The organism is Kitasatospora sp. CMC57 (genome assembly GCF_045866025.2).
Lineage (GTDB): Bacteria > Actinomycetota > Actinomycetes > Streptomycetales > Streptomycetaceae > Kitasatospora.
Genome location: NZ_AP035881.2, coordinates 2,623,745 through 2,647,991, shown reverse-complemented (window position 1 = coordinate 2,647,991; position 24,247 = coordinate 2,623,745). Strand labels below are relative to the sequence as shown.

Here is a 24,247-nt window from a genome sequence, read left to right as displayed (position 1 = left end):
CCCTTGCGGGAAGGACTGATCCCCCGTCCGTCGTCCGAGCGACGACGAACGGGGGATCAGTCATGTCCCGGATCCCGCCGGCGCCGGCCTGACGGCCGGTCAGGGCGGCCGGGCCCGACGGCCGGTCAGACCAGGCTGTCCCGCCAGGCCTGGTGCAGGTCGGCGAAGTGGCCCCGGCCGGAGATCAGGTCGACAGGGGTGCCGTCCTCGACGATCCGGCCCTGGTCCATCACCAGGACCCGGTCGGCGATCTCCACGGTGGAGAGCCGGTGGGCGATGATCACCGCCGTCCGGCCGGCCAGCACGGTGCGCATGGCGTGCTGGACGGCCTGCTCGCCGGGGACGTCCAGCGAGGAGGTGGCCTCGTCCAGGATCAGCACCGCCGGGTCGGCGAGCAGTGCGCGGGCGAAGGCGACCAGCTGGCGCTGCCCGGCCGAGATCCGGCCGCCGCGCTTGCGGACGTCGGTGTCGAAGCCGTCCGGCAGCGCGGCGATGAACTCGTACGCGCCGATCTCCCGGGCGGCCTGTTCCACCTCGGCGCGGGTGGCGCCGGGGCGGCCGATGGCGATGTTCTCGGCGACGGTGCCGGAGAACAGGAAGGACTCCTGGGTCACCATCACCACGCCGCGCCTGAGCTCGTCGGTGGGCAGTGTGCGGAGGTCCACGCCGTCCAGCCGGACGGTGCCCTCGGTCGGGTCGTAGAACCGGGCGAGCAGCTTGGCCAGGGTGGACTTGCCCGCGCCGGTGGCGCCGACCACGGCGGTGGTCTGCCCGGCGGCCAGCGTCAGGTCGAAGCTCGGCAGCACCTCCTTTCCGGTGCGGTAGGCGAACCGGACCCGGTCGAAGACCACCTCGCGGCCCTTGATCCGCGCCTTCGGCAGCTCGGCCGGTGCGGTGGGCTCGGCGACGGTCGGCTCGTGGGCCAGCAGACCGGCGATCTTCTCCAGGGCGGCGGCGGCCGACTGGTAGCTGTTCAGGAACATCGCCAGCTGGTCGATCGGGTCGTACAGGCGGCGCAGGTAGAGCACGAAGGCGGTGAGTGCGCCGAGCTCCAGGCTGCCGTCGGTGACCAGCACGGCGCCGAGCACCACCACGGCGGTGATCCAGGTGTTGGCGATCGCCCGGGAGGTGCCGACGTAGCGGGCCATCTCCAGCAGGCCGTCGGCGGTGGCGGCGGCGGACTGCTGGTTGACGGTGCCGAAGGCGGCCTCGTTGGCGGCCTCCCGGCGGAACGCCTGGACCGGGCGGATGCCGTTCATGGTCTCGGTGAACCGGACGATCACCGAGGCGACCGCCGTCCTGGACCGCCGGTAGACCTTGAGCGAGCGGCGCCGGAACGACCTGACGCTCAGGTACATCGGCAGGAACGAGACCAGCGCGGCCAGCCCGAGCCGCCAGTCCATCACCAGCAGCACGATGGAGATGTAGAAGACCGACAGACAGACCGTCAGCAGCTCCTGGAGGCCCTCGGCGAGCAGCTCGCGCAGCGCGTCCACGTCGCTGGTGGCGCGGGAGATGATCCGGCCGGAGGTGTAGCGCTCGTGGAAGTCCAGGCTGAGTCGCTGGGCGTGCCGGAAGATCCGGCCGCGCAGGGTGAGCAGGATGTCCTGGTTGATCCGGCCGCTCAGCCGGATGAAGGCGCGTTGCAGCACGGTGGAGAGCGCGGCGAAGCCGAGGTAGGCGGCGACCACCGCGACCAGCGGACCCGCGTCGTGCTCGCGCAGCGCCGGGATGCCCCGGTCCATCGCGACGGCGACCAGCAGCGGGCCGGACTGCAGGGCGGCCTGCTGGACCAGGATGACCAGCATCGCGACCACGATCCGGCGGCGGTGCGGGCCGAGCAGCTCGCCGAGCAGGCGGCGCGGGGCCCCGGCCGGGACCGGGATGTCCTCGTCCTCGGCGGGGTGCGGCAGCTCCTCCTCGACCGGGGCGCTCTGTACGGTGGTGGCGGTCATCGGACCAGGCTCCGTTCGGTGTCGGTCTGACCGGTCATCAGCTCGCGGTAGACGGCGGAGTCGTGCAGCAGCTCCTGGTGGGTGCCGACGGCGACGATCCGGCCCTCGGCCAGGACGGCGACCCGGTCGGCCAGCATGACGGTGCTCGGCCGGTGGGCGACCACCAGCGCGGTGGTGTCGGCGAGCACCTGCCGCAGGGCCCGCTCGACCAGCGCCTCGGTGTGCACGTCGAGCGCGGAGAGCGGGTCGTCCAGCACCAGGAACTCGGGGCGGCCGACCACCGCGCGGGCCAGTGCCAGCCGCTGGCGCTGGCCGCCGGACAGGCTCAGGCCCTGCTCGCCCACCTGGGTGCCGGTGCCTTCGGGCAGCCGCTCGACGAAGCCGGCCTGGGCGGTGGCCAGCGCGGTGGCGAGCTCCTGCTCGGTCGCCTCCGGACGGCCCATCAGGACGTTCTCCCGGACCGAGGCGGAGAACAGGGTGGGCTCCTCGAAGGCGATGCTGACCAGCTCGCGCAGCCGGGGCAGCGGGATCGACCGGAGGTCCCGGCCGTCCAGCGTGATGCTGCCGCCGGTGGTCTCGTACAGCCGGGGGAGCAGCGCGGTCAGCGTGGTCTTGCCGCTGCCGGTGGCGCCGACCAGGGCCATCGTCTCGCCGCGCCGGATGTGCAGGTCGATGCCGGCCAGCAGGTCGGGTGTGTCGGCGGGGGCGTCGGGGTAGCGGAACCTGACGCCGGTGAAGCGGATGCCCCGGTCCTCGACGCGGGGGCGGGTGGTGGTGGCCGGAGCGTCCTCAGGTTCGTCCATCACCTCGAAGTACCGGTCGGTGGCGGTGGCCGCCTCGTTGGCGTACGCGAGCAGCCAGCCGAGCGACTCGACCGGCCAGCGCAGCGCCAGCGCGGTGGAGAGGAAGGCGACCAGGGAGCCCGTGGAGAGGTCGCCGTCGGCGACCCGGACCACGCCGACCGCGAGCGCGAGGCCGAGCGCGATCTCGGGCAGGCCGACGATCACCGCCCAGAGGTTGGCCAGCATGTCGGCCTTGTGCAGCTCGGTGGAGCGCAGCTCGGCGGTCTGCCGCTTGAACCGCTCGGCCATGGTGCGGTGCCGGCCGAAGGCCTTGAGGATGCGGATGCCGAGCACCGACTCCTCGATCACGGTGGCCAGGTCGCCGGTCTGGTCCTGAGCGCGCCGGGCGGCTCCCGAGTACCGGTGCTCGAAGTGCCGGGTGAGCAGCACCAGCGGGAGGGCCGGCAGCAGGGTGATCAGGCCGAGCCGCCAGTCCAGCGCGAACATCATCGCCGTACCGGTCAGGAAGACCAGCGTGTTGACGATCAGGAAGACCAGCGGGAAGGCCAGGAAGAGCCGCATGGTGAACATGTCGGAGGTGGCCCGGGAGAGCAGCTGCCCGGACGGCCAGCGGTCGTGGAAGGAGACCGGCAGCCGTTGGAGCTTGGCGTAGAGGTCGCCGCGCATCGCGCTCTCCACCTTGGCCAGCGGGCGGGCCACGATCACCCGGCGGAGGCCGAAGAGGCCGGCCTCGGCCAGGCCGAGCAGCAGGAGCAGCCCGGCCGGCCGCCAGAGCGCGTCGAGGTCGTGGTGGGCGATCGGGCCGTCCACGATCGCCCGCAGCACCAGCGGTACCAGCAGCACACTGCCGGAGGCGAGCAGCGCCGCGGTCACCGAGCCGGCGATCCGCCAGCGGGCGATTCTGGCGTACGGCCACAGGCGCAGCAGTGAGCGCACCGTGGACCGGCGCGGCGGTCCGGGTGCGGGAGGTGACGGGCTGTCGGCTTCGCTCAGCTGCGGGTTCTCGGCCATCGCCGAGAGGGTAGGCGGAGGGCCCGACATTTCTCACCTGGTTTTACGCCCCTGTCGGTGAGATCCGGCCACCCGGTCGTTCGTCCACGGCCCGTAGCAGCCGCAGTGAGCGGGCCGGCAGGGTGACGCTGCCCTCCGGGTCGGTCTCGGTGTACGGGTCGCGGGCCGGGTCCGCGGTGTCGATCAGGGTCTCGTAGGTCTTCGGCCAGGGTGCGCCCGGAAGGGTGAAGGCGACCGGCTGGTGGCCCGCGTTGAGCAGTAGCAGGAAGCTGTCGTCGGTCAGCGGGCAGCCGTGTTCGTCGCGCTCGGACATCGCCCGGCCGGAGAGCAGCATGCCGAGCACCGCGGTCGGGGCGAACCAGTCGGCCTCGGTCATCTCCCGGCCCGCGGCGGAGAACCAGGCCAGGTCGCTCTGTCCGCCGGGCACCGCCGCCCGGCCGGAGAAGAAGGCCCGCTGCCGCAGCACCGGGTGCGAGCGGCGCAGCCGGATCAGCCGGCCGGTCAGCTCGTACAGCCGGCGCCACTCGGGGTCGTCCAGCAGCGACCAGTCCAGCCAGCTGGTGCCGTTGTCCTGGCAGTAGGCGTTGTTGTTGCCGCCCTGGGTGCGGCCCAGCTCGTCCCCGGCGGTGAGCATCGGCACGCCGGTGGAGAGCAGCAGGGTGGCCATCAGGTTGCGGAGCTGGCGCCGGCGCAGCTCGTTCACCGCCGGGTCGTCGGTCTCGCCCTCCGCCCCGCAGTTCCAGGACCGGTTGTCGCCGGTGCCGTCCCGGTTGTCCTCGCCGTTGGCCTCGTTGTGCTTGTGGTTGTAGGAGACCAGGTCGCGCAGAGTGAAGCCGTCGTGCGCGGTGACGAAGTTGACCGAGGCGTACGGTCGGCGGCCGCCGCGCTGGTACAGGTCGGAGGAGCCGGAGAGCCGGTAGCCGAGCTCCCGGACGTCCGGGCGGGCGCCGCGCCAGAAGTCGCGGACGGTGTCCCGGTACTTGTCGTTCCACTCGGCCCAGAGCGGCGGGAAGCCGCCCACCTGGTAGCCGCCGGGGCCGACGTCCCAGGGCTCGGCGATCAGCTTCACCCGGCTGAGCAGCGGGTCCTGCGAGACCGCGGCCAGGAAGGGGTGGTGCATCTCGATCCCGTCGGAGCCGCGGGCCAGCGCGGCGGCCAGGTCGAAGCGGAAGCCGTCCACGCCCATCTCGGCCACCCAGTACCTGAGCGAGTCGGTGATCAGCTTGATGGTGTGCGGCTGCCGGGTGTCCAGGGTGTTGCCGCAGCCGGTGTAGTCGGCGTAGCCGCGACGGCTGCGGTCCAGCCGGTAGTAGCCGGCGTTGTCGATGCCGCGCAGGCTGAGCGAGGGGCCCATGACGCCGCTCTCGGCGGTGTGGTTGTAGACCACGTCGAGGATCACCTCGATCCCGGCCGCGTGCAGCGCCCGGACCATCCGCTTGAACTCGCCGACCTGCCGCCCCCGGCTGCCCGAGGCGGAGTACCCGGCGTGCGGGGCGAAGAACGCGAGGGTGTTGTAGCCCCAGTGATTGGTCAGGCCGCGGGCCTGGAGGTGGTCCTCGTCGGCGTACTGGTGGACCGGCAGCAGCTCGACCGCGGTGACGCCGAGGTCCACCAGGTGCCCGATCGCGGCCGGGTGGGCCAGCCCGGCGTAGGTGCCGCGCAGCTCGGGCGGGACGCCGGGGTGGCGCATGGTGAAGCCGCGGACGTGCAGCTCGTACAGCACGGTCTCGGCCCAGGGGGTCTTCGGGCGGTGGTCGTCGTACCAGTCGTCGTCGTCGTGCACCACCACCGCCTTGGGCACGTACGGGGCGGAGTCCCGGTTGTCCCTGACGGTGTCGGCGACCTCCTGCTCCGGCCAGTTCCGGACCGCCGCGCAGGTGGCGTCGTGGGCGGTGTACGTCCCGTCCACCGCGCGGGCGTAGGGGTCGAGCAGCAGTTTGGCCGGATTCCACCGGGCGCCGGTCCACGGGTCCCAGCGGCCGTGCACCCGGTAGCCGTACCTGGTGCCGGGGCCGACCCCGGGCAGGTAGCCGTGCCAGGTCTGGAAGGTCCGCTCGGTGAGGGGGTGCCTGCTCTCGGTGCCGTCCTCGGCGAACAGGCAGAGCTCGACCGACTCGGCGTCCGGAGCCCAGAGCGCGAAGTTGGTGCCGTGGCCGCCGCTGTGGTCGGTGCGGTACCGGGCGCCGAGCGGCTGCCAGCTGCCGGGCCAGGGCACGGCCGGGTCGATGGCGCCGTGCTCCGCCTGTTCCTGTCGCTGCCACACCGTCATCGGCCGCATCCTCCCAGCGCGGAACGTCCCGAGTTCCGCGTAGCTCTTGTTCCCTGATCGGATACGACTGTCACGTGACGGACCGTGCCGTGACGGACTGTGAACGATTCTGTCCTGACCCGGTGACTTCTGGCGGCTCCTGTGCCGATTCGCCGTCACGTGTCCGAGCGGCCCCAGGATCGTTATGCCGAAGGGTTGTTGACGATGCGGTAGGTACGTACGGAGGAACGGGATGCGCTCCCGGGTGGCGGTCGTGGTGCTGGTCGGGCTCTGCCTGCTCATCGGGTGCTCCAGTGAACGGCAGGACCCGCCCAGCTCCGAGGCGGTCGCCGCCCCGAGCCCGGCCGTCTCCAAGGCGGTGATCAACGCGACCCCCGGGGACGGGGCCCAGGAGGTGCCGGCCGAGGGGCCGGTGAAGGTGACGGTGGCCCAGGGCAGGCTGCTCTCGGTCCGGCTGGCCGACGACAAGGGCGGCGAGGTGGCCGGGAAGATCGCCCCGGACGGCAGCTGGTCCCCCGACGGGCGGCTCACCCTGGCCACCGCGTACACGCTGGACGCGGTGGCCGAGGACGCCGCCGGGTTGAAGGCGGCCCAGCACGCGGCCTTCGCCACGCTGACCCCCGAGCACACCTTCGCGGCCTTCTTCACCCCGGAGGACGGCTCCACGGTCGGGGTCGGGATGCCGGTCTCGCTCCGGTTCAGCCGGGGGATCACCGACCGGGCCGCGGTCGAGCGGGCCGTCACGGTGACCGCGGACCCGCCGGTGGCGGTGGCCGCGCACTGGTTCGGCAACCGACGGCTCGACCTGCGCCCCGAGAAGTACTGGGCGGCCGGTACGAAGGTCACCCTGGCGCTACGGCTCAAGGACGTCCAGGGCGCCCCCGGCGACTACGGCACCCAGTCGAAGGACGTGCACTTCACGGTCGGCCGCTCGATGGTCAGCACCGCCGACCTGGACGCGCACACCATGACGGTCCGGCAGGACGGTCGGGTGCTGCGCACGCTGCGGATCTCCGGTGGCAGCCCGGAGTTCTCCACCTACCTGGGCGCGATGGTGATCTCGGAGAAGTACCCGGTCACCAGGATGGACTCGCAGACCGTCGGCCTGGGTGACGAGTACGACATCAAGGACGTGCCGCACGCGATGCGGCTGACCACCTCGGGCACCTTCGTGCACGGCAACTACTGGGCCGCCCGCTCGGTCTTCGGCACCGCCAACACCAGCCACGGCTGCCTCGGCCTGGCCGACGAGAAGGGCGGCTCGGACTCCTCCCCGGCGGGCTGGTTCTTCGAACACTCCATGGTCGGGGACGTGATCGAGGTGCACGGGCGGGACGGTGACCAGGTGCCGCCGGACAACGGCCTGAACGGCTGGAACCTGACCTGGGCGCAGTGGCGGCGCGGCAGCGCGCTCAGCCTGCACTGAGCCCCCACCGGGCCCCCACCGACCTCGCACCGGCCTCCCCCGCGACGATCACCAATCTCCGCCGGTTATCCTGACCTGCCGTGCCGTCCCCCGACTCACCGAGCGAGGGCGGCCGCAGATAACAACTCGGCACGGCCCCGCCCTTCGTGAAACTGAAACCGGCGCCGGAACGTGTACTGAGCGTGGATACCCGGAGGGGAGCAGACCGAGTGAAGCCGGTACAGGCGGCCGATGCCGCGATAGTCAGGACCCAGGGCGCGGCCGAGCGCCGTGCCAAGCGCGCCCGGCTGGCCGGAGTCGCACTCGTGATGGGGAGCGTGCTGCTGCTCACCGCCGGCTGCTCGGGCTCCGGCTCGGACGACAAGGCCAAGGGCGCGGCCGGGACCGGCGCGGCCAGTGCGGCCGGCGGGGACGGTGCGGCCTCCGCGGCCGCCAGCCCCTCCGCGCCGAAGAACTCGGCCGCCGTGCTGACCGTGACGCCGAAGGACGGCGCCGAGGACGTCAACCCGAACGACGCCCTGAACGTCGCGGTGGCCGGTGGCACGCTCACCGCCGTCGAGGTGACCGACAAGAACGGCAAGCCGGTGGCCGGTGCGATCACGGCCGACGGCCTCAGCTGGAAGCCCAGCGCGCCGCTCACGGTCGGCATGGTCTACAAGGTGAGCGCCCAGGCCAAGGACGCCGCGGGCCTGGTGGCCGCCTCGACCAGCAGCTTCACCACCCTCACCCCGGCGAAGACGGCCTCGGTCAACGACAACATCACCGACAACGGCACGTACGGCGTCGGCATGATCGTGTCGGTCAGCTTCGGCAAGCCGGTCAAGAACAAGGACGCGGTGCTCAAGGGCATCACCTTCGAGGACAGCAACCACACCGTGGTGAAGGGGCACTGGTTCAGCCCCCAGCGGCTGGACTTCCGGCCGGAGAGCTACTGGAAGTCCGGCACCAAGGTCACCATCAAGTACCGCCTGAAGAACGTCGAGGTGTCGCCCGGCGTCTACGGCGACGTGGACCGCGACGAGCCGTTCACCATCGGCCGCTCGCAGATCAGCGTCGCGGACGCGGCCACCCACCAGATGACGGTCACCCGGGACGGTGCGGTCAAGACCATCCCGATCACCGCGGGCGACGACCAGAACCCGTCCTGGAACGGCACCATGGTCATCTCCAGCAAGGAGAAGGTGACCCGGATGAACTCGGCCACCGTCTCCAACATCCAGGGCTCCGAGTACGACATCTCGGACGTCCCGCACGCGATGCGGCTGACCGCGAGCGGCACCTACGTGCACGGTAACTACTGGGGCAACGCCTTCGGCAAGTCCAACGCCAGCCACGGCTGCGTCTCGATGGCCGACACCAAGGGCGGCGACGACGCCTCGACCGCAGGGAAGTACTTCGCCGACTCGATCGTGGGTGACGTGGTGAAGATCCAGAACTCCAAGGGCAAGACGGTCTCGCCCGACAACGGTCTGAGCGGTTGGACGCTGCCGTGGAGCGCGTGGTAGGCCCTCCGGAGGGCTGACTCCTGATCAACCGTTCGGCCCGGACGCCCTTGTGGCGCCCGGGCCGAGCTGTTGTACGAGCTCCTGTTCGGACCGCGTTCGGGATGCTGATGGCATATGCCAAACGAATAGTGATCGTTTGGTCATTGTCCGTACGCGGCCGCTTGCGTTCCGCAATGATTGGCCCATGGCGGGATGGGGCGAAGCAGAGTGGGCATCACCTGGGGAGGCCGGTCCGGCCGCTGACGACCCGTCGGAAGGTGGGGTGCTCGCCCTGGAGACTCTGGAACGACTCAGCCCGCAGGAGGTCGAGCGGGAGTGCTTCGGCCGGCTCTGCGCACAGGTGGCGGCGGAGCAGGAGGTCTTCCTCCCGTCCCGGCCCGAACTCGTCGGCGTGGCCCGCCGGATGGTGCTCTCGGTGCTCCAGGGCTGGCGGATGCACCAGTTACTCGAGGCGGGTGAACTCCTCACCGGCGAGCTGATGGCCAACGCCGTCCGGCACACCGGCGGTCGCACCGTCGGCCTCCGCCTGACCCGCCGCCCCGGCTGGCTCCGGGTCGAGGTCCGTGACTCCTCCCGAGCGCTGCCCTGCCTGATCCTGGCCGAGCCGGGCAACGAGACCGGGTACGGCATGCTGCTGATCAGCACCATCTCGGAGCGCTGGGGCGCGGATCTGCTGCCGCGCGGCAAGGGTGTCTGGTTCGAGCTCAAGGTTCGGGAGCGGGCACCGGTCTGATCCGGGCGCTCCGGAAAACAGTGCGGGGCCCCCGGTCACCGTGGTGCGGTGTGGGGGCCCCTGCAGGTCACCGCGCAAGCCAAGGGGGTGCGTGCCACGCGGTGCGGACGGCCGACCGGGTCGGGGCGGCCGCAGCTCTCGATGTCTCGACTATCGCACGGTCTCAGCATGTGGGCAAAATCGATTGAAAGGTCTGTAACCTACTTCACCTGGACTAATCGTATGGATTCGCATCCTGGCCTTTGATTATTCCGGTCGACAGCCTGGCCGTCGGCGGCCATCATTCCGGATCATGACCCGAACCGATCTGCCGCCCAGCCTCGACGAGCGCACCTCGCTCGCCACCTTCCTCGACTACACCCGCGCCACCGCACTCGCCAAGTGCGAGAACCTGGCCCTCGACGACGCCCGCAGGGCCCCGCTGCCAGGCTCCCCGCTGATGACCATGGCCGGGCTGATCAGCCACCTGCGCTGGGTCGAGCACTACTGGTTCGACGTGGTCTTCCTCGGCGGGGAGGACGAGGGACCGTGGACCGACGAGGACCCGGACCGCGAGATGCGGATCGCCGTGGACCTGCCGCTGGCGGAGCTCCTGGACGACTACCGGACCGCGACCGACCGCTACCGCGAACTGGTCGCCGCCACCGACCTGGACACCGTCGCGCAGCGGACCGTCCGGGACGGGCGGCAGATCAACCTACGCTGGATCATCCTGCACCTGATCGAGGAGACCGCCCGCCACAACGGCCACCTCGACCTGCTCCGCGAGCTCGCGGACGGCACCACCGGCTCCTGACGGCCGTCGCCGCCGACGGGGTCGGAAGCTTTAGCGGGCTCCAACTCCCGTACGGCGGCAGGCCGGTAAGTTGTCCGCATGACGACGCGCCACGTGCTGTTGCTGAGCGGAAGCCTGCGGGCCGGGTCCTCCAACGAGGCGGTGCTGCGGACCGCCGCCGCGCTGGCCCCCGAGGGCGTGACCACCACGTTCTACGAAGGGCTGGCCGGTCTGCCGCACTTCAACCCCGACCACGACACCGACCCGCTGCCCGCGCCGGTGGCCGAGCTACGGGCCGCGATAGCCGCAGCCGACGCCCTGCTGATCTCCGCCCCCGAGTATGCGGGCACCCTCCCCGGCTCCTTCAAGAACCTGCTGGACTGGACCGTCGGCGGCGTCGAGATCAGTGACAAGCCCGCCGCCTGGATCACCGCCGCCGCCCCCGGCCGCGGCACCGGCGCCGCCGCCACCCTCGCCTCGGTCCTCGGATACACCGGCGCGGCCGTCGCCGAGCCGGCCTGCGCCACCATCCCGGTCCCGCCCGGCGCCCGCGACACCGACGGCCTGATCACCGATCCGGCCACCCGGGACCGGATCGCCGAGGTGCTGCGGGCGCTGCTGGCGGACTGAACCCGTCAGGTCGTCAGCACTCGATGACGTTGACCGCGAGGCCGCCGCGCGAGGTCTCCTTGTACTTGACCTTCATGTCGGCGCCGGTCTCCTTCATGGTCTTGATGGCCTTGTCGAGGGAGACGTGGTGGCGGCCGTCGCCCCGGAGGGCCATCCGGGCGGCGGTGACGGCCTTGACGGAGGCCATGCCGTTGCGTTCGATGCAGGGGATCTGGACCAGGCCGCCGACCGGGTCGCAGGTGAGGCCGAGGTTGTGCTCGATGCCGATCTCGGCGGCGTTCTCGACCTGTTCGGGGCTGCCGCCGAGGACCTCGGCGAGACCGCCGGCCGCCATCGAGCAGGCGGAGCCGACCTCGCCCTGGCAGCCGACCTCGGCGCCGGAGATGGAGGCGTTCTCCTTGAAGAGCATGCCGATCGCACCGGCCGCGAGCAGGAAGCGGACGATGCCGTCCTCGTCCGCGCCGGGGATGAAGTTCGTGAAGTAGTGCAGGACGGCGGGGATGATGCCGGCCGCGCCGTTGGTGGGGGCGGTGACCACCCGCTGGCCGGAGGCGTTCTCCTCGTTCACGGCCATCGCGTAGAGGGTGACCCACTCCATCGCGTTGGCCGGGCTGATGCCCTCGGCGCGCATGGCGCGGGCGCCGGAGGCCGCCCGCCGACGGACCTTCAGACCGCCCGGCAGGATGCCCTCGCGGCTCATGCCGGCCGCGACGCACTCCTGCATGACCCGCCAGATCTCCAGCAGCCCGGTCCTGATCTCCGCCTCGGTGCGCCAGGCCTTCTCGTTCTCCAGCATCAGCCCGGAGATGGAGAGGCCGGTCTCCCGGGTGAGCCGGAGCAGCTCCTCGCCGGTGCGGAAGGGGTAGCGCAGCGCGGTGTCGTCGGGGACCACCCGGTCGGCGCCGATCGCGTCCTCGTCGACCACGAAGCCGCCGCCGACGGAGTAGTAGGTCTTGCACAGCAGCTCGGCGCCCTCGGCGTCGAAGGCCCACAGGGTCATGCCGTTGGCGTGGTACGGCAGCGACTTGCGGCGGTGCAGGACCAGCTGGGTGTCGGGGTCGAAGGCGATGTCCTGGACCCCGAGCAGGTGGATCCGCTTCTCGGCCTTGATCCGGTCCACGTCCAGGTCCGCCTGGTCGACGTCGACCGTGCGGGGGGAGTTGCCCTCCAGGCCGAGCAGGACGGCCTTCGGGGTGCCGTGGCCGTGGCCGGTGGCGCCGAGGGAGCCGAACAGCTCGGCCCGGATGCCGGTGGTCCGGGCCAGCAGGCTCTCGGACTTCAGGCGGCGGGCGAACATCCGCGCCGCGCGCATCGGTCCCACGGTGTGCGAACTGGAGGGGCCGATGCCGATGGAGAAGAGGTCGAAGACGCTGATGGCCACGGGGTGACGTCCTTGTCTGGTCTCGTGGAGTGGAGGGTGGCACTCCGTCGGGTGGACGGACGCGCAACGCCGGGCATGGGACGGGGCACCGCCTCACTGTCCAGTGTGCGCGGTGCCCCGGGTGGCCGGGAGGTGTGGCGGGTGTCGCCCGTCACACCTCCCGGCGAAGAGCTGGCTACAGCTCGGGGTAGAGCGGGTACTTCACGGCCAGCGCGGTGACCCGGGCCTTCAGCGACTCGGCCTTGGCCTCGTCGAAGGTGGGCAGCAGGGTCTCGGCGATGATGTCGGCGACCTCGCGGAAGTCCTCGGCCTGGAAGCCGCGGGTGGCCAGCGCCGGGGTGCCGATCCGCAGGCCGGAGGTGACCATCGGCGGGCGGGGGTCGTTCGGGACGGCGTTGCGGTTGACCGTGATGCCGACCTCGTGCAGCCGGTCCTCGGCCTGCTGGCCGTCCAGCTGGCTGTTGCGCAGGTCGACCAGGACCAGGTGCACGTCGGTGCCACCGGAGAGGACCGAGACGCCGGCGGCGGTCGCGTCGTCCTGGAGCAGACGCTCGGCGAGCAGCTTCGCGCCCTCCAGGGTGCGCTGTTGGCGCTCCTTGAAGTCCTCGGAGGCGGCGACCTTGAAGGAGACGGCCTTGGCCGCGATCACGTGCTCCAGCGGGCCGCCCTGGAAGCCGGGGAAGACCGAGGAGTTCAGCTTCTTGGCGAAGTCCTGCTTGGCCAGGATGATGCCGCCGCGGGGGCCGCCGAGCGTCTTGTGCGTGGTCGAGGTGACCACGTCCGCGTACTCGACCGGGTTCGGGTGCAGGCCCGCCGCGACCAGGCCCGCGAAGTGGGCCATGTCGACCCACAGGTAGGCCTCGACCTCGTCGGCGATCCGGCGGAACTCGGCGAAGTCCAGCTGGCGGGGGTAGGCGGACCAGCCCGCGATGATCACCTTGGGGCGGTGCTCCTTGGCGAGGCGCTCGACCTCGGCCATGTCGACCAGGCCGGCCGAGTCGACGTGGTACGCGACCACGTTGAACTGCTTGCCGGAGAAGTTGAGGCGCATACCGTGGGTCAGGTGGCCGCCGTGCGCGAGGTCCAGGCCAAGGATGGTGTCACCGGGCTGGGCGATCGCGAACAGGGCGGCCTGGTTGGCGGAGGCGCCGGAGTGCGGCTGGACGTTGGCGTACTCTGCCCCGAACAGCTCCTTGACCCGGTCGATGGCGATCTGCTCGGCCACGTCGACGTGCTCGCAGCCGCCGTAGTAGCGCCTGCCGGGGTAGCCCTCGGCGTACTTGTTGGTGAGGACCGATCCCTGCGCCTCCATCACCGCGACGGGCGCGAAGTTCTCGGAGGCGATCATCTCGAGGGTGGTCTGCTGGCGGTGCAGCTCGGCGTCGACCGCGGCGGCGATCTCGGGGTCGAGCGCGTGCAGGGACTGATTGAGAACCGTCATGTCAGGGTCTTCCCGTGGGGCGGTGCGGGCAGTGGACCAGGGGAGGGAGCCGGCCGCCGCGCTGCGGCCGGCCCCCCGTCAACCGGTGGTCAGGCCTTGATGAAGGCGTCGTACTCGGCGGCCGACAGCAGCTTGTCGGTCGCCTCGACGCGGACCTTGTAGAGCCAGGCGTCGCCGAACGGGTCGCTGTTGACCGAGGCCGGGTCGTCGATGACGGCCTGGTTGATCTCGACGACCTCGCCGGTGGCGGGGGAGTACAGGTCGCTGACCGACTTGGTGGACTCGAGCTCGCCACAGGTCTCACCAGCGGTGACGGTGTCACCGACCTCCGGGAGCTGGACGTACACGATGTCACCGAGGGCGTCGGCGGCGTGCTTGGTGATGCCGACCGTCGAGACACCGTCCTCGGCCTCGGTCAGCCACTCGTGCTCCTCGGTGTACTGCAGGTGCGTGGGGTTGCTCATGGTGTCATTCTCCAGGATCGCAAGAGGGTAGGGCGAAGCCGTCCGCTGAGCGGACCGGGGTTCCGGAACTGAAAGGGTGTCAGCGGGCGCGCTTGTAGAACGGCAGCGCGACGACCTCGACCGGCTCGTGCCTGCCGCGCACGTCGACCGCCACCTCGGTGCCGGGGGCGGCGTGCGCCGCGTCCACGTACGCGATGGCGATCGGCTTGCCCAGGGTGGGGGACGGGGCACCCGAGGTGATCCGCCCGATCGGGGTGCCGTCCGGGCTGACGACGTCGTACTCGGCGCGCGGGACGCGCTTGCCCTCCGAGACCAGGCCGACCAGCTTGCGCGGGGGGTTGGTCTCGGCCTGTGCGGCGGCGGCCTCCAGGGCCTTGCGGCCGACGAAGTCGCCCTCCTTGTCGAAGCGCACCACCCGGCCGAGCCCGGCGTCGAACGGGGTCAGGTCGGTGGAGAGCTCGTGCCCGTACAGCGGCATGCCGGCCTCCAGGCGAAGGGTGTCGCGGCAGGAGAGGCCACAGGGGATCAGGCCGACGGGGGCGCCGGCCTCGGTGAGCGCGTTCCACAGGTGCTCGGCGTCGGCCGGGGCGCAGAAGACCTCGAAGCCGTCCTCGCCGGTGTAGCCGGTGCGGGCCAGCCAGACCTCGCGGTCCGCGACGGTGGCGGGGAGCAGCGCGTAGTACTTGAGGCCGGGCAGGTCGGCGTCGGTGACCGAGGCGAGGATGCCGTTGGCCTCCGGGCCCTGGACCGCGATCAGCGCGTAGGCGTCCCGGTCGTCGCGGACCACGGCGTCGAAGCCGGCCGCGCGCTCGGTCAGCGCGTCCAGCACCACCTGGGCGTTCGAGGCGTTGGCGACCACCATGTACTCGGTCTCGCCGGTGCGGTAGACGATCAGGTCGTCCAGGATGCCGCCGTCCTCGCGGCAGATCATGGTGTACCGGGCGCGCAGCACGCCGAGCGCGGAGATGAAGCCGACCAGTGCGTGGTCCAGCAGCTCACCGGCCTGGGGGCCCGTCACGGTGATCTCGCCCATGTGCGAGAGGTCGAAGAGGCCGGCCTTCGTACGGACCGCGAGGTGCTCCTCGCGCTCGCTGCCGTAGCGGAGCGGCATGTCCCAGCCGGCGAAGTCGGTCATGGTCGCGCCGAGCGAGCGGTGCAGGGCGTCGAGCGCGGTGAGGCGAGGGGACATGGTGACTGGACTCCTTGGCAGCAAACGGGCATGCGGGGGTGGAGTCTCCCCGTCTGTCGTCACAACCTGAGAGCTTCACCGCACATCCAAGGATGGCGGCTTGCACCGTGGGTGGGCGCACGGCGCGGCCGTGTCCACTTTCCAGATCTGCCTCGCCCGGGCGGTAGGGGTGCCTGAGAGATTCCGGGGAGGACTTGCTCCTTCGGCGCCGGCCTGTGCCACGAGGGCAGTCCGGACTCTCCCGCGCGGGTTCGAGCGGCCAGTGTGAAGTTGTGGGCGGGGTCATCATGGCACGAGTCGCAACCCCCGTGGGAGAGGGGGCCGACCGCTACGCTCGTCGCAGCACAGACCTAGAGGGGCGGTACCAGAGGGCGATGGGTTACCCGGCGGGCGACACAGGGGCGCAGGCATGGGCCGAGCCGGGCAGCGCGCCGCCCGGTGGCAGCTGGCCGGTCAACGAGCTGGAGCAGGTGCTGACCGCCGCGCTCGGCGATCCGGGCGCGACGCCCCGGGTGATCGAGGTGCTGGCGCGCAGTCGGATCTGGATCCCGCTGCCGGCCGGGGCGGACCCGCAGGGCAGCGGTCTCGACCTGCCCACGATCGAACTGGCGGGCTCGCCGTACGTCCCGGTCTTCTCCTCGCAGGAGACCTTCCTGCAGCACGCGCCGGGCCTCGCCTTCGCGATCGCCCCGGCCTGGGAGTTCGCCCGGGGGCTGCCGCTCGGGGTCGGCATCGCGGTCAACCCGGAGGCGCCGGTGGGCATCCCGGTGCCGCCGGAGGGGGTCGGCGAGCTGCGCCGGGGGCCGCAGGGCGAGCGCTGGGAGCAGCAGCCGGACGGTGCCAGGGTGGCGCTGCGGGAGCCGGAGCCGGCCGAGGAGCCGTACGCCTTCCTGGGGGCCGCGATCACCGAACTCGCCGAACTGCCAGGTGTCCTGACGGCTCGTCGGGCGCTGGCCGGGGTGGAGCGGGACACGCCCGTGCTGTTCATCGGGGTGCAGCTGGACGCCGGCTGGCCGGCCGATCCCGGCCAGGTCAACGAGGCGCTCGGGCGGGCGCTCGGAACCACCCCGCCGCCGTGGGGCGTCCACCTGGTGCTGCTGGATCTGGTGGCCGATCCGGTGGTGGACTGGATGCTCACCCGGGTACGTCCCTTCTACGTCAGGTCCGGCACGGTCGCGGGCTGAGCCGACGGGTGACCCACCGGTACGGGGCGGCGGTATGACGGCTGTCGGGACGGCCCAATAGGCTTCGCTCGGAGCCCAGGGCCGGACGGGCGGGACGGGCGGAGACGGGCGGAGCGAGGCATGAGCGCGGGAGCGACGGCAGACGGCGCGATCGAGCGCGCCCTCGGCGAGGTCGCGCCCGACCGTTTCGACGCCTACGAGCGCCTGCTGTACGCGCTGGCCGAGGGCCGGGTCTGGATGCTGCTGTGGCACGGCACCCCGGGCAGCCCTGACGCCCAGTACGGGAACATGGAGATCGGCGGCCACGGCTACGCGCCCGCCGTCACCTCGCCCGAGCAGCTGGCCGCGAGCGGCTGGGCCCGCAGTCACGAGGTGATCCCGGGGCCGGAGATCGCCAACGCGCTGTACCGCACCCGCTGGGGCCTGTGGCTGAACCCGCACGTGCCCGGCGGCGGGGTCGGGGTGCCGTGGGCCGATCTGCGGCGGGTCGCCGCCGGTCTCGACCGACTGCCCGCCGGGCCGCTCCAGCTGACCGAGCCGGTGGTCCAGGCACCGCAGTTCTACGCCCAGTTGCAGCGCGAGGCGGCCGAGGTCCGCCCGGTCAGGGCGCTCCGGCAGGCCTGGGTGCGGCCGGCCCTCGGTGAGCCGTACCTGGCGATCGGTCTCGATCTCTACGACACCTCGCCGCCCGCCGTCGAGGCGGCCAGGGCGCTGGTGCAGCGGGCGTTGCCGCAGATCCCGGCCGGCCTGCCGGTCTCCACCGTGGTGCTGGCCGACGAGTGGGACCCGGTGGCGATGTGGATGCGCGCCTGCGCCCGCCCGTTCTTCGACCGGGAGGCCCGTCCCTACCCGGCGCAGGGGTACTGGCCGCATCAGCCCTGGCAGTGAACCCCCTGGTCCGACGGGGTGGTTGGGGTACGTCCAGGTCGTTCATCCGCACCCATCTTGACAGGCATGTAACAGCTGTGTGAAGAGCGTTATTCGCCAAGATCACAACTGCATGCGGACAGATCACAGTTGGGCATCCTTCGGTTGTCAGGTCTGGCGTATCGCGACCCGAATGCCAGAGAGTCTGCCCAACGCGGTTCATGGGTTTGGCCGACCCGGTCCTGCAACCACCTTGCTTTTCAGCATCCTTCGTACACCGCCGTAACAGCGGCCGGGCAGCACCGCACCGACGCACCAGCACCACCTCCGCACCAGTACGCGACACCGGACCTTCTCGGACCCGGGCCCCACCGGGCCCGACGTCCGTGCGTGTCCGGACCGTGGGCCGGCCACCGTCGGCGAGGGGAACGAACTGAGACATGAGCACTTCCACTGAGAGCACGATCGACGCTCCGCCGCCGACCGCCGTGCCGGCCAAGAAGATCGAGGGCCGCTCGCCGGGCCGGATCGCCTGGGACCGGCTCAAGCGCGACAAGGTCGCGCTCACGGGTGGCATCGTGGTGCTGCTGCTGGTCCTGGCCGCGGTCTTCGCGCCGGTGCTCACCGCGCTCCTGGGTCACCCGGTCGACGAGCCGCACCCGGACCAGATCAACCCCGACCTGGGGCTGCCCAAGGGCGCGTTCGGCGGGATGAGTGCGGACTACCTGTTCGGCGTGGACCCGACCTTCGGTCGCGACGTGTTCAGCCGGATCGTCTACGGTGCCCGCATCTCGCTGACGGTGGCCCTGCTCGCGGCCGCCGTGTCGGTGGTCATCGGCGTGCTGATGGGTGTCACGGCCGGGTACTTCGGCGGCTGGATCGACTCCGCGATCAGCCGGGTGATGGACGTCCTGCTCGCCTTCCCGCAGCTGCTGTTCAGCATCGCACTGGTCTCGGTGATGCCCAACTCCCTGCTCGGCCTCGAAGGCAGCGGGGTCCGGATGGCGATCCTGGTGCTGGTGATCGGCTTCTTCGGCTGGCCCTACATCGGACGCATCGTCAGAGGACAGGCGCTGTCGCTGCGCGAACGGGAGTTCGTCGACGCGGCCCGCAGCCTGGGCGCGGGCCGGGTGCACATCCTGCTCCGCGAGCTGCTCCCCAACCTGGTGGCCCCGATCCTGGTCTACGCGACCCTGATCATCCCCACCAACATCCTCAGCGAGGCCGCCCTGAGCTTCCTGGGCGCGGGCGTCAAGCCGCCGACCCCTTCCTGGGGCCAGATGCTCTCCGAGGCCACCAAGATCTACCAGGTCGACCCGACCTACATGGTGATCCCCGGTCTGGCCATCTTCGTCACCGTCCTCGCCTTCAACCTGTTCGGCGACGGCCTGCGTGACGCGCTCGACCCCAAGGGCAACTGAGCCCCCAGGCGAGCACCAACCGCCCCACCCCGCAAGGCCGTCCGACCCCCATCGACGGCCGGTCCATCACGCGGCCCACCCACTTGGGGGACCACAGCCCCCCGGCGGACCGCTCAGGCCCGCACATCATCAGGAGGATCCGTACCCATGACGCGTAACAGGACGCTCGCCGCCGCCGCCCTGGTGGCCACGCTGGCCCTCACCGTGTCCGCCTGCGGCGGCTCGAAGGGCGGCGGCGCCGGCGACGGCGCCAGCAAGTCCGCCTCGAAGGGTGGCTTCAACGCCGCCGTCGACAAGGTGCTCAACCCCTCCGACAAGAAGGGCGGCACGCTCAACCTGTGGTCCAGCACGGACGTCGACTCGCTGGACCCGGGTCGCGCGTACTACGCCTCGGTGTGGAACTACGAGCGCTTCTACGCCCGTACGCTGCTGGCCTTCGACGGCAAGCCGGGCAAGGAGGGCCTGAAGCTCGTTCCGGACCTCGCCGCCGCGCAGCCGGAGATCGCCGCCGACGGCAAGACCTACACCTTCAAGCTGAAGAGCGGCCTGAAGTTCGAGGACGGCTCGCCGATCACCACCAAGGACATCAAGTACGGCATCGAGCGCATCTTCGCGCAGGACGTCGTCGCCGGTGGTCCGACCTACCTGATCAACTCGCTCGACCAGGGCCAGGACTACAAGGGCCCCTACACCGACACGGACCCGAACAAGCTGGGTCTGAAGACGGTCGAGACCCCGGACGACAACACGATCATCTTCCACCTGGCCGCGGCGGACTCGTCCTTCCCGTACCTGCTGGCGATGGGCTCCGCCTCGCCCGTGCCGCAGAAGCTGGACACCGGCGCCAAGTACGGTGACAAGCCGGTCTCCTCGGGCCCGTACAAGTTCAAGTCGGCCGAGCCGGGCAAGGGCTACGAGCTGGTCCGCAACGAGAACTGGGACCCGGCCACCGACTCGTTCCGCAAGGCGCTGCCGGACGTCGTCAAGCTGACGATCACCACCAACGCCGACGACATGGACGCCCGCCAGCTGGACGGCACCGCGGACCTCGACTGGGCGCAGACCGGTCTCTCGCAGGCCGCCCAGGCCAAGGTCCTCACCGACCCGGCGCTGAAGGCCAACACGGACAACCCGTACAACGGCTTCATCCGCTTCATCTCGCTGGTCCCGAAGGTCGCGCCGTTCGACAACATCCACTGCCGCAAGGCCGTGATGTACGCGGCCGACACCACCGCGCTGCAGACCGCCCGTGGCGGCTCCTCGGCCGGTTCGCTGTTCGGCTCGATGCTGCCCCCGAACATCCTCGGCTCGGACGACTACGACCCGTACGGCCTGACCAAGGGCAAGCCGGACCTGGAGAAGGCCAAGGCCGAGCTCAAGGAGTGCGGCAAGCCGGAGGGCTTCACCACCACCATCGCCGTCCGTGGCAACAAGGCCAAGGAGGTCAACACGGCCGTCGCGCTGCAGACCGCCCTGAAGGCCATCAACGTCACGGTGAACGTCGACCAGTACGACGGCAAGCTGCTGGCCTCGGTCGCCGGTTCGCCCGACACCGTCCACACCAAGGGCTACGGCCTGATCGTGGCCGGCTGGGGCGCGGACTACCCGAACGGCGCCGGCTACATGCAGCCGCTCATGGACGGCCGCTTCATCACCAAGACCGGTAACAGCAACTACCCCGAGACCAACGACCCCGAGGTCAACGGCTGGTTCGACTCGGCCGCGGCGGAGAAGGACCCGGCGAAGGCGGCCGAGTTCTACAAGAAGATCAACCACAAGGTCGTGGACGACGCGGTCTGGCTGCCGGTCGTCGCCGACAAGGCGCTGAACTACCGCAACCCGCGCCTGACCAACGTGTTCGTCAACGACGCCTTCGGCGAGGTGGACTTCCAGGCCCTGGGTGTCTCCGACGGCAAGTGACCCAGACCTGTTCCCGCTTCCGTAGTTCGCACAGCTAGTCCGAAGGGCAGGTGAAGGCTCCGCCGGGGCCGGCCGGAACTCCTACAGGGGTTCCGGCCGGCGCCCGGCGGGGTCGACCGCAATGCTCGTGTATTTCATCCGACGGCTCGTCAACGTCGTCGCCATGCTGCTGGTGGTCGCTGCGGTCACCTTCGGCATCTTCTTCATGGTGCCGAAGCTCACCGGTACCGACCCGGCGCTCTACTACGTCGGCAAGATCGCCGACAAGGTCGCGGTCGAGGGCGTCCGGCACAAGATGGGCCTCGACAAGCCGATCATCGAGCAGTTCTACCTGTTCCTGAAGGGTCTGTTCGTCGGGCGCGACTACAGCACCGGCGTCGACATCACGCACTGCAACGCACCCTGCTTCGGGTACTCGTTCAAGACCGAGCGGGCGGTCTGGCCGCTGCTCCTGGACCGGCTCGGGGTCACCGCCTCGCTCGCCGCGGGTGCGTCCGTGATCTGGCTGGTCTTCGGTACCGCGACCGGTGTGGTCTCGGCGCTCAAGCGCCGTACCCTGCTGGACCGCGTCACGATGATCACCGCCCTGGCCGGGGTCTCGCTGCCGATCTACTTCACCGGCATGCTGGCCAGCGCGATCTTCGTCTACCAGCTCGGCTGGTTCCCGCACGACTACGTCGAGCTGGGCACCGACCCGGTCGCCTGGTTCCAGAACCTGCTGCTGCCCTGGATCACCCTCGCCTTCCTGTACGCCGCGACGTACGCCCGGCTCACCCGGGCCACGCTGCTGGACGTGCTCGGCGAGGACTACATCAGGACCGCGAGGGCCAAGGGCCTGAGCGAGCGGACGGTGATCGGCAAGCACGCCATGCGCTCCACGCTGACCCCGATCCTCACGGTGTTCGGGATGGACCTCGGCGGTCTGATCGGTGGTGCGGTGCTTACCGAGTCCACCTTCAACCTCCAGGGTCTCGGCCGCGAGGCGGTCGCCTCGATCGCCTCCAGTGACCTTCCGGTGATCATGGGCGTGACGCTCTTCGCCGGCTTCTTCATCATCCTGGCGAACCTCCTGGTTGACGTGATGTACGCCGTGGTCGACCCCCGGGTGAGGCTGACATGAGCAAGAACACCTTCGTGCCCGAGCAGCGCGCAGGAGCCCCGGCGGGCTTCCTCACCGTGCGCGACCTGCGGGTGCACTTCCCCACCGACGACGGTCTGGTCAAGTCCGTCGACGGCCTCAACTTCACCCTGGAGAAGGGGAAGACGCTCGGCATCGTCGGCGAGTCCGGCTCCGGGAAGTCCGTCACCTCGCTCTCGATCATGGGTCTGCACCGCACCGGCACCAAGCGCGGAGCACCCCGGATCAGCGGTGAGGTCTGGCTGGACGGTGAGGAGCTGGTCAACGCCGACCCCGACCGGGTGCGGCAGCTGCGGGGCCAGAAGATGGCGATGATCTTCCAGGACCCGCTGACCGCGATGCACCCGTACTACTCGGTCGGCGCCCAGATCGTCGAGGGCTACCGGGCCCACCACCCCGGCACCTCGAAGAAGCAGGCCCGCACCCGGGCGATCGAGATGCTCGACCGGGTCGGCATCCCGCAGCCCGACAAGCGGGTGGACTCCTACCCGCACGAGTTCTCCGGCGGTATGCGGCAGCGCGCGATGATCGCGATGGCACTGGTCAACGACCCCTCGCTGCTGATCGCCGACGAGCCCACCACCGCGCTGGACGTCACCGTCCAGGCGCAGATCCTGGACCTGATCCGGGACCTGCAGAAGGAGTTCGGCTCCGCGGTCATCATCATCACCCACGACCTGGGTGTGGTGGCCGAGCTGGCCGACGACATCCTGGTGATGTACGGCGGCAAGTGCATCGAGCGCGGCCCGGCGGCCGGCCTCTTCGAGTCTCCCGAACACCCCTACACCTGGGGTCTGCTGGGCTCGATGCCGCGACTGGACCGGCCGCTCCAGGAGCGCCTGGTCCCGGTCAAGGGCACGCCGCCCAGCCTGATCAACGTGCCGTCCGGCTGCGCCTTCCATCCGCGCTGCCCGTACGCCTCGCTCACCAACGGCCGGTCCGACACGGACGTCCCCGCCCTGGCCGAGGCCGCGCCCGGGCACCACGCCGCCTGCCACCTGCCGATCGCCGAGCGGCACCGGATCTTCACCGAAGAGATCGCGCCCCGGCTGTGAGCACGTACCACCCCTCAGGAGAAGACCCCATGACGGACAGTCAGACGGCGACGATTCCAGCGCCCTCCTCGGCCTCCGACCGTGAACCGCTGCTCCGGGTCTCCGGGCTGACCCGGCACTTCCCGATCACCAAGGGACTGTTCGGCCGTCGGACCGGCGCGGTCCGGGCGGTGGACGGGATCGACTTCGAGGTTCGGGCGGGCGAGACCCTCGGCGTGGTGGGCGAGTCCGGCTGCGGCAAGTCGACGATGGGCCGGCTGGTGACCCGGCTGGACGAGCCCACCGCCGGGAAGATCGAGTTCGAGGGCAAGGACATCACCCACCTCGGCGTCGCGGCGATGCGGCCGCTCCGCCGGGACATCCAGATGATCTTCCAGGACCCGTACTCCTCGCTGAACCCCCGGCAGACCGTCGGCACCATCGTCGGTGCACCGTTCAAGCTGCAGAAGGTCGCCACCGAGCACGGCGTCAAGCGCGCCGTGCAGGACCTGCTGGAGCTCTGCGGGCTCAGCCCCGAGCACTACAACCGCTACCCGCACGAGTTCTCCGGCGGGCAGCGGCAGCGGATCGGGATCGCCCGGGCGCTCGCCCTCAAGCCCAAGATGATCGTCGCCGACGAGCCGGTCTCCGCGCTCGACGTGTCGATCCAGGCCCAGGTCGTGAACCTGCTCGACGACCTGCAGAACGAGCTCGGCCTGACCTACCTGATCATCGCGCACGACCTCTCGGTGGTCCGGCACGTCTCCGACCGGGTCGCGGTGATGTACCTCGGCAAGGTGGTCGAGATCGCCGACCGGGACTCGCTGTACGCGGCGCCGATGCACCCGTACACCAACGCGCTGATGTCGGCCGTGCCGACGCCGGACACCCGGCGCAAGGAGCAGCGCGAGCGGATCCTGCTCACCGGCGACGTGCCGTCCCCGATCAACCCGCCCAGCGGCTGCCGGTTCCGGACCCGCTGCTGGAAGGCCCAGGACGTCTGCGCCACCCAGGAGCCGCCGCTCGCGGTCGCCAAGACGGGGCACCAGGTGGCGTGCCACTTCCCGGAGAACGCCGCCTAGGCACCCGGTGCACCCGCAG

The 24,247-nt window shown here is 70.8% G+C and carries 19 protein-coding genes and 1 riboswitch; of the genes, 12 read left to right on the top strand and 7 right to left on the bottom strand.

The features are described from left to right. Positions 1–125: 125 nt before the first annotated feature. The 3 genes from ACKUU6_RS11635 to glgX are packed head-to-tail and all read right to left on the bottom strand — an operon-like array spanning position 126 to position 6,038. Complete coding sequence (locus ACKUU6_RS11635) at positions 126–1,955, bottom strand: ABC transporter ATP-binding protein (protein ID WP_407988422.1); 1,830 nt, start codon at positions 1,953–1,955, stop codon at positions 126–128. Then, on the bottom strand, positions 1,952–3,769 hold the full coding sequence (locus tag ACKUU6_RS11630) for an ABC transporter ATP-binding protein (protein ID WP_407988421.1): 1,818 nt from the start codon (positions 3,767–3,769) through the stop codon (positions 1,952–1,954). Before ACKUU6_RS11630 ends, ACKUU6_RS11635 begins: the two co-directional genes overlap by 4 nt. 43 nt (positions 3,770–3,812) lie before the next feature. Next, positions 3,813–6,038: a glycogen debranching protein GlgX gene (gene glgX, locus ACKUU6_RS11625; protein WP_407988420.1), complete on the bottom strand. Its 2,226-nt coding sequence runs from the start codon at positions 6,036–6,038 to the stop codon at positions 3,813–3,815. Positions 6,039–6,270: 232 nt separating this feature from the next. On the opposite strand from glgX, the gene ACKUU6_RS11620 reads away from it, so the two are divergent. The 5 genes from ACKUU6_RS11620 (at position 6,271) to ACKUU6_RS11600 (ending at position 11,107) form a co-directional block, all read left to right on the top strand. Next, positions 6,271–7,464, top strand: coding sequence for a L,D-transpeptidase (locus ACKUU6_RS11620; protein ID WP_407988419.1), 1,194 nt, complete (start codon positions 6,271–6,273; stop codon positions 7,462–7,464). 209 nt (positions 7,465–7,673) lie between these two features. Then, complete coding sequence (locus ACKUU6_RS11615; protein WP_407988418.1) at positions 7,674–8,969, top strand: L,D-transpeptidase; 1,296 nt, start codon at positions 7,674–7,676, stop codon at positions 8,967–8,969. Between the two features lie 262 nt (positions 8,970–9,231). Further along, positions 9,232–9,702 (top strand): ATP-binding protein, encoded by a 471-nt coding sequence (locus tag ACKUU6_RS11610; RefSeq protein ID WP_407988417.1) that lies wholly within the window; start codon positions 9,232–9,234, stop codon positions 9,700–9,702. 292 nt (positions 9,703–9,994) lie between these two features. Next, positions 9,995–10,498, top strand: a complete 504-nt coding sequence (locus ACKUU6_RS11605; protein WP_407988416.1) for a DinB family protein — start codon at positions 9,995–9,997, stop codon at positions 10,496–10,498. A 78-nt stretch (positions 10,499–10,576) separates the two neighbouring features. Then, positions 10,577–11,107 carry an NADPH-dependent FMN reductase gene (locus tag ACKUU6_RS11600; RefSeq protein ID WP_407988415.1) on the top strand — a complete coding sequence of 177 codons (531 nt, stop codon included), beginning with the start codon at positions 10,577–10,579 and terminating at the stop codon, positions 11,105–11,107. 13 nt (positions 11,108–11,120) lie between these two features. Here the strand turns inward: ACKUU6_RS11600 and ACKUU6_RS11595 are convergent, their stop codons facing one another. The 4 genes from ACKUU6_RS11595 to gcvT all read right to left on the bottom strand — a co-directional run bounded on the left by ACKUU6_RS11595 (position 11,121) and on the right by gcvT (position 15,582). Beyond that, positions 11,121–12,488: an L-serine ammonia-lyase gene (locus tag ACKUU6_RS11595; RefSeq protein ID WP_407988414.1), complete on the bottom strand. Its 1,368-nt coding sequence runs from the start codon at positions 12,486–12,488 to the stop codon at positions 11,121–11,123. A gap of 175 nt (positions 12,489–12,663) precedes the next feature. Continuing rightward, positions 12,664–13,929, bottom strand: coding sequence for a serine hydroxymethyltransferase (gene glyA, locus ACKUU6_RS11590; protein WP_407988413.1), 1,266 nt, complete (start codon positions 13,927–13,929; stop codon positions 12,664–12,666). Positions 13,930–14,018: 89 nt separating this feature from the next. Beyond that, positions 14,019–14,393 (bottom strand): glycine cleavage system protein GcvH, encoded by a 375-nt coding sequence (gcvH, locus tag ACKUU6_RS11585; protein WP_407988412.1) that lies wholly within the window; start codon positions 14,391–14,393, stop codon positions 14,019–14,021. Between the two features lie 79 nt (positions 14,394–14,472). Beyond that, a complete protein-coding gene (gcvT, locus tag ACKUU6_RS11580; RefSeq protein ID WP_407988411.1) occupies positions 14,473–15,582 on the bottom strand; it encodes a glycine cleavage system aminomethyltransferase GcvT in 1,110 nt (369 codons plus the stop codon). Positions 15,583–15,733: 151 nt separating this feature from the next. Continuing rightward, positions 15,734–15,836: riboswitch (glycine riboswitch) on the bottom strand. A gap of 120 nt (positions 15,837–15,956) precedes the next feature. Between gcvT and ACKUU6_RS11575 the strand changes: the two genes are divergently transcribed. From ACKUU6_RS11575 to ACKUU6_RS11545, 7 genes are all read left to right on the top strand, one after another. Next, a complete protein-coding gene (locus ACKUU6_RS11575) occupies positions 15,957–16,766 on the top strand; it encodes an enhanced serine sensitivity protein SseB (protein WP_407988410.1) in 810 nt (269 codons plus the stop codon). Between the two features lie 120 nt (positions 16,767–16,886). After that, on the top strand, positions 16,887–17,654 hold the full coding sequence (locus ACKUU6_RS11570; RefSeq protein WP_407988409.1) for an enhanced serine sensitivity protein SseB C-terminal domain-containing protein: 768 nt from the start codon (positions 16,887–16,889) through the stop codon (positions 17,652–17,654). Positions 17,655–18,073: 419 nt separating this feature from the next. After that, positions 18,074–19,054 carry an ABC transporter permease gene (locus tag ACKUU6_RS11565; RefSeq protein ID WP_407988408.1) on the top strand — a complete coding sequence of 327 codons (981 nt, stop codon included), beginning with the start codon at positions 18,074–18,076 and terminating at the stop codon, positions 19,052–19,054. A gap of 147 nt (positions 19,055–19,201) precedes the next feature. Beyond that, positions 19,202–20,974: an ABC transporter substrate-binding protein gene (locus ACKUU6_RS11560; RefSeq protein WP_407988407.1), complete on the top strand. Its 1,773-nt coding sequence runs from the start codon at positions 19,202–19,204 to the stop codon at positions 20,972–20,974. Between the two features lie 121 nt (positions 20,975–21,095). After that, complete coding sequence (locus tag ACKUU6_RS11555) at positions 21,096–22,094, top strand: ABC transporter permease (protein ID WP_407988406.1); 999 nt, start codon at positions 21,096–21,098, stop codon at positions 22,092–22,094. Continuing rightward, positions 22,091–23,167, top strand: coding sequence for an ABC transporter ATP-binding protein (locus ACKUU6_RS11550; RefSeq protein WP_407988405.1), 1,077 nt, complete (start codon positions 22,091–22,093; stop codon positions 23,165–23,167). The genes ACKUU6_RS11555 and ACKUU6_RS11550 overlap by 4 nt, the downstream gene beginning before the upstream one ends. Before the next feature lie 29 nt (positions 23,168–23,196). Then, positions 23,197–24,228, top strand: coding sequence for an ABC transporter ATP-binding protein (locus ACKUU6_RS11545; RefSeq protein WP_407988404.1), 1,032 nt, complete (start codon positions 23,197–23,199; stop codon positions 24,226–24,228). Positions 24,229–24,247: the final 19 nt, after the last annotated feature.